This window comes from Mesorhizobium sp. (assembly GCF_017306585.1).
Lineage (GTDB): Bacteria > Pseudomonadota > Alphaproteobacteria > Rhizobiales > Rhizobiaceae > Mesorhizobium.
The window spans coordinates 1-5,018 of sequence record NZ_JAFKIC010000095.1 but is presented as its reverse complement, the minus strand read 5'-3'; the positions used below and the strand labels follow the sequence as shown (position 1 = coordinate 5,018).

Annotated in this window: 6 protein-coding genes and 1 pseudogene; 6 read left to right on the top strand and 1 reads right to left on the bottom strand. The window is 67.1% G+C overall.

Annotation, left to right across the window (positions count from 1 at the left end):
* The 4 genes and pseudogenes from J0I79_RS03370 to J0I79_RS03355 all read left to right on the top strand — a co-directional run.
* Positions 1-302: pseudogene (locus J0I79_RS03370) on the top strand (precorrin-3B synthase); the annotation flags it as partial.
* Positions 303-322: 20 nt separating this feature from the next.
* Complete coding sequence (locus tag J0I79_RS03365) at positions 323-955, top strand: precorrin-8X methylmutase (protein ID WP_292855312.1); 633 nt, start codon at positions 323-325, stop codon at positions 953-955.
* Positions 952-1,725 carry a precorrin-2 C(20)-methyltransferase gene (locus J0I79_RS03360; protein ID WP_292855311.1) on the top strand — a complete coding sequence of 258 codons (774 nt, stop codon included), beginning with the start codon at positions 952-954 and terminating at the stop codon, positions 1,723-1,725. The genes J0I79_RS03365 and J0I79_RS03360 overlap by 4 nt, the downstream gene beginning before the upstream one ends.
* Complete coding sequence (locus J0I79_RS03355; RefSeq protein ID WP_292855310.1) at positions 1,722-2,486, top strand: precorrin-3B C(17)-methyltransferase; 765 nt, start codon at positions 1,722-1,724, stop codon at positions 2,484-2,486. Before J0I79_RS03360 ends, J0I79_RS03355 begins: the two co-directional genes overlap by 4 nt.
* On the opposite strand, the gene J0I79_RS03350 is transcribed toward J0I79_RS03355, so the two are convergent.
* Positions 2,450-3,217: a cobalt-precorrin-6A reductase gene (locus tag J0I79_RS03350; protein WP_292855309.1), complete on the bottom strand. Its 768-nt coding sequence runs from the start codon at positions 3,215-3,217 to the stop codon at positions 2,450-2,452. The two genes, J0I79_RS03355 and J0I79_RS03350, sit on opposite strands and share 37 nt — an antisense overlap.
* A gap of 1 nt (position 3,218) precedes the next feature.
* On the opposite strand from J0I79_RS03350, the gene cbiE reads away from it, so the two are divergent.
* Positions 3,219-4,463 carry a precorrin-6y C5,15-methyltransferase (decarboxylating) subunit CbiE gene (gene cbiE / locus J0I79_RS03345; protein ID WP_292855308.1) on the top strand — a complete coding sequence of 415 codons (1,245 nt, stop codon included), beginning with the start codon at positions 3,219-3,221 and terminating at the stop codon, positions 4,461-4,463.
* The gene (locus tag J0I79_RS03340) at positions 4,460-4,960 is read left to right on the top strand and encodes a cobalamin biosynthesis protein (RefSeq protein ID WP_292855307.1); all 501 of its coding nucleotides are present in this window, start codon (positions 4,460-4,462) and stop codon (positions 4,958-4,960) included. Before cbiE ends, J0I79_RS03340 begins: the two co-directional genes overlap by 4 nt.
* Positions 4,961-5,018: the final 58 nt, after the last annotated feature.

The window sequence follows — 5,018 nt, the reverse complement described above, 5'->3', positions numbered from 1 at the left end:
TAGCCGCCGAAAGTTCCGATAATCTCGACTTCACCCTGCATGTTTCCGGTTGCGCCAAGGGCTGCGCGCATCCCGGCGCGGCGGCGCTGACGATCGTCGGCGGCGAAAATGGAGCCGGACTTGTCGTGAACGCGACGGCAAAGGCCCTTCCTGCCGGCTACAGGCCGGGCTATGACGCCGCGCGCGGCATCAGCCGCGTCGCAGCGGCGATCCGCGGCGCGCGACATCAGGGCGAAACGGCCGACGCTTGCCTGACAAGGCTGGGCCCGGCCTGCATTGCCGAGGCCTATCAACAGGCCTAAACTGAAAGATGGAAATGAGCATGGCCGCCTACGACTACATCCACGACGGCAACGCGATCTACGAGCGCTCGTTCGCCATCATCCGCGCCGAGGCCGATCTCGCCCGCTTTTCCGAAGCCGAGGCCGATGTCGCCATCCGCATGATCCATGCTTGCGGTCAGGTGGAAGCGGCGAACCATTTCATTTTCTCGGCGGATTTCGTGACCGCGGCGCGCAAGGCGCTCGCCGCCGGTGCGCCTATCTTCTGCGACGCCGAAATGGTCTCGCATGGCGTCACCCGCGCACGGCTGCCGGCCGGCAACGAAGTGATCTGCACCTTGCGCGACCCGCGCACGCACGACATCGCCAGGGAAATCGGCAACACCCGCTCTGCCGCTGCCATCGACCTGTGGGGAGAGCGCATGGCGGGCTCGGTCGTGGCCATCGGCAACGCGCCGACGGCTCTCTTTTACCTCCTGGAGAAACTGCGCGACGGCGCGCCAAAGCCCGCCGCCATCATCGGCATGCCGGTCGGTTTCGTTGGGGCGGCAGAGTCCAAGGATGCGCTGGCCGAGAACTCCTACGGAGTGCCCTATGCCATCGTTCGCGGCAGGCTGGGTGGCAGCGCCATGACCGCCGCCGCGCTCAATTCCCTGGCGAGGCCCGGCCTGTGAACGCGCCTGTTCAAGAAGGATTGGCCAAAGGCAGGCTCGTCGGCGTCGGCACCGGCCCCGGCGATCCCGAATTGTTGACCTTGAAGGCAGCGCGGGCGTTGGCCGAGGCCGATGTCGTGGCCTACTTCGCCAAGCGCGGCAACAACAGCAATGCGCGTGCGATCGTCGAAGCACGGTTCCGGCCCGACATGGTGGAATTGCCGCTGCTTTATCCGGTGACGACCGAGATCGACAAGGATCACGACGACTACCGCTCGCAGATCACCGGCTTCTACGAGGAGTCGGCCGAAGCGGTCGCGGAGCACCTTGAAGCCGGCAGGATGGTCGCCGTGCTGTCGGAAGGCGATCCGCTGTTCTACGGCTCCTACATGCATCTCCATGTGCGGCTTGCCCATCGCTTCCCGACGGAAGTGATTCCCGGCGTCACCGCCATGTCCGGCTGCTGGTCGCAGACCGGCGTGCCGATCGTCCAGGGCGACGACGTGCTGACCGTGCTGCCGGGCACGATGAGCGAATTCGAATTGACCCGGCGGCTGGCCGACACCGATGCGGCCGTCATCATGAAGGTCGGCCGCAACCTGCCCAAGATCAGGCGGGCGCTGGAGGCGACCGGCAAACTGACCCGCGCCGTCTATGTCGAGCGCGGCACCATGGCAGGCAGCGTTTCCATGAAGCTTTCCGAGAAGCCCGACGACAAGGCGCCCTATTTCGCCATCGTGCTGGTCGCCGGATGGTCCGGCCGGCCCGGAACGGCGGGAGCGCAGGCATGAGCGGCCGCCTCACCGTCATCGGCCTCGGCCCCGGCAATGCCGACCAGGTCACGCCGCAGGCCAGCCATGCCGTCGCGGAAGCAAAGTTCTTCTATGGCTACAAGCCCTATCTCGACCGGCTCGAACTGCGCCCGGACCAGACCCGCGTCGCCTCCGACAACCGCGAGGAACTCGCACGCTCCAAGGATGCCTTGATCAAGGCCGCCGAGGGTCATGACGTCGCGGTGGTTTCCGGCGGCGATCCCGGCGTTTTCGCCATGGCCGCCGCCGTCTGCGAGGCGATCGAGGCCGGCCCGGCCGAATGGCGCGCGGTCGATGTCGCCGTCGTGCCCGGCGTCACCGCGATGCTGGCGGTTGCCGCGCGCATCGGCGCACCGCTCGGCCATGATTTCTGCGCCATCTCGCTGTCCGACAATCTGAAGCCGTGGGAGCTGATCGAACTGCGCCTGCTGGCGGCCGCCGGCGCCGGCTTCGTCATCGCGCTCTACAACCCGATCAGCAAGGCCCGCCCCTGGCAGCTTGGCCGCGCCTTCGAATGCCTGACCGCGATCCTGCCCGGCACGACGCCGGTCATCTTCGGCCGCGCCGCCGGCCGGCCCGACGAACGCATAGAGGTTTTCCTGCTGGCCGACGTCGACGCGCAAAAGGCCGACATGGCGACCTGCATCATCATCGGCTCGCCGGAAACCCGGATCATCAAGCGCGGCGACAAGCCGGCGCTGGTCTATACGCCGCGCTCGGCATCTGGCTCGAAGACATGAACCACCATCGCGGCCAGCGCGTCCACGGTCTCAGCCGAAGGCACCTCGGGCAGATCAGGTCTGCGCACCATGACCACCTCGATGCCAAGCGCCCTTGCGGCGGCGATCTTGCCGTAAGTGGCGTCGCCGCCGCTGTTCTTGGACACGACAAGATCGATGCGATGCTCCTGGAGCAGCGCCCGCTCGTCGGGCTCGCGGAACGGGCCTCGAGCCAGGAGATATTCGGCATCGGGCACGGCCAGTCCGGGTTCGACCGGATCGACGCTGCGGATGAGATAGTGGTGTTGGGGCGCGGCCTCGAAGGCGGCCACCTCCTGCCGGCCAAGCGCCAGAAAGACGCGGCGCGGCACATCGCCCAGCGCCTGGATCGCTTCGGGAACGCTATCGGCTTCAAGCCAGCGGTCGCCATCGACAGGCTCCCAGCCTGGGCGCCGCAAGGCAAGGATCGGTACGCCGCTCATGCGCGCGGCGGCAGCCGCGTTGGCGGAGATGCGCGCCGCATAAGGATGCGTGGCATCGATCAGCACATCGGTGCCTGTCTCCTTGAGATATCCAGCCAGTCCGTCAGCGCCGCCAAAGCCACCGGAACGGATCGGCACGCCTTGCGCCACCGGACTTCCGGTGCGGCCGGCCAGCGACAGCATGATCGTGAAATCGGCGCGGGCCGCCAGCTTCCCGGCCAGTTGCCGGGCTTCGGTGGTGCCGCCGAGGATCAGAATGCGGTGGGTCATCATGCCTGCTGAGGGTTCACGCGCCGCCAAGACCGCCCGGGAAAAGTGGCTCACCGTCATCGGTATCGGCGAGGACGGTCTAGCGGGTCTCGGAGACGAGGCCAAGCGGCGCATTGCCGAGGCGGAGTTCATCTTCGGCGGGAAGCGGCATCTGGCGCTCGCCGCTTCCATCACGCGGGGTGAGACGCGCCCATGGCCCGTCCCGTTCGACGCCGAGATGCGCGACGTGCTGGCACTTTCCGGCAAGAACGTCTGCGTGCTCGCCTCCGGCGATCCGTTTTTCCACGGTGTTGGCGTCACGCTTGCCCGCAAGGTCAAGTCGCAGGAGATGGATGTCATCCCCGCTCCGTCGGCGATTTCGCTGGCCGCCGCGCGGCTCGGCTGGGCGCTGCAGGACATCGAGACCATCTCGCTGCATGGCCGCCCGATCGACTTGATCCGCCCGTTGCTGCAGCCGAAAGCGCGCCTGCTGGCGCTCACCTCAGACGCCGAAGCGCCGGCAGCGATTGCCCGCCTGCTCGCGGAGCTTGATTTCGGCGCATCCCAGCTGACAGTTCTGGAAGCCTTGGGCGGGCCGAACGAAAACCAGCGCATGGCGCGCGCCGATGCGTTCGATCTCGAAAACATCAATCCGCTCAATGTCCTGGCAATCGAGATTGATTCAAATCCACAAGCCCGCATCCTGCCTTTGACATCGGGACGCGCCGATCATCTGTTCGAGCATGACGGCCAGATCACCAAACACGATATCCGCGCCGTCACACTGTCGGCGCTGGCGCCGAAGCGCGGCGAACTGCTCTGGGATATCGGCGCCGGTTCCGGCTCGATCGGCATAGAGTGGATGCTTGCCCACCCTTCACTGCGCACTATTGCCATCGAAGCCGACCCGAACCGCGCCGCCCGCATCGGCCGCAATGCGGTCGCCTGCGGCGTGCCGGGGCTGGTCGTGGTCGAGGGCAGCGCGCCCAGGGCGCTGGCAGGGTTGGAGACGCCCGACGCGATCTTCATCGGCGGCGGCGGCAGTGACGCCGGCGTCCTGAAGGCGGCCATCAAGGCACTACCCTCTGGTGGCCGCCTGGTCGCCAATGCGGTGACGCTGGAGATGGAAAGCCTGCTTCTCGCCCAGCATGCGAAACTGGGGGGTGACCTCACCCGCATCGCCATATCGCGTGTCGCTCCCGTCGGCTCGATGCAGGCCTGGCGGCCGGCCATGCCGGTCACCCAGTGGAACTGGGTCAAGCCATGATGGTCGCGGGCATCGGCAGCCGCAAAGGCGTGAGCGTGGAAGACGTGCTTGCCGCGATAGAAACCGCGCTCGAAGCGCATGGCCTGGCCATGCCGGCGCTGTCCGCCCTGGCGACGACCGAGTTCAAACGCCACGAAGAGGCCATCTTCGCCGCCGGCCGTGAACTGAACCTCCCAGTGATAGTGGTGGACGTCGATGGTTCCGAACCGCCGCTCCCCCTCACCCAGCCTCCGCTTCGCTCGGCTGACCTCTCCCCGGGGGGAGAGGAGATTGCAAACGCCGCCGCCCGTCTCTTCTCCCCCACGGGGAGAAGGTGGCCCGAAGGGCCGGATGAGGGGGCGGCCTCGCAAAGCCTCTCGCAGCGTCTTGCCGGCACGCCATCGATTTCAGAGGCGTCCGCCCTGGCCGTCGCCGGCAAAGGCGCAAGGTTGCTTGGTGCGCGCACCGTGCTTGGCCCGGTCACCTGTGCCATCGCCATCAGCGGAGACACGCCATGACCGTCCATTTCATCGGTGCGGGTCCGGGCGCCGCCGACCCCATCACGCTGCGCGGCGC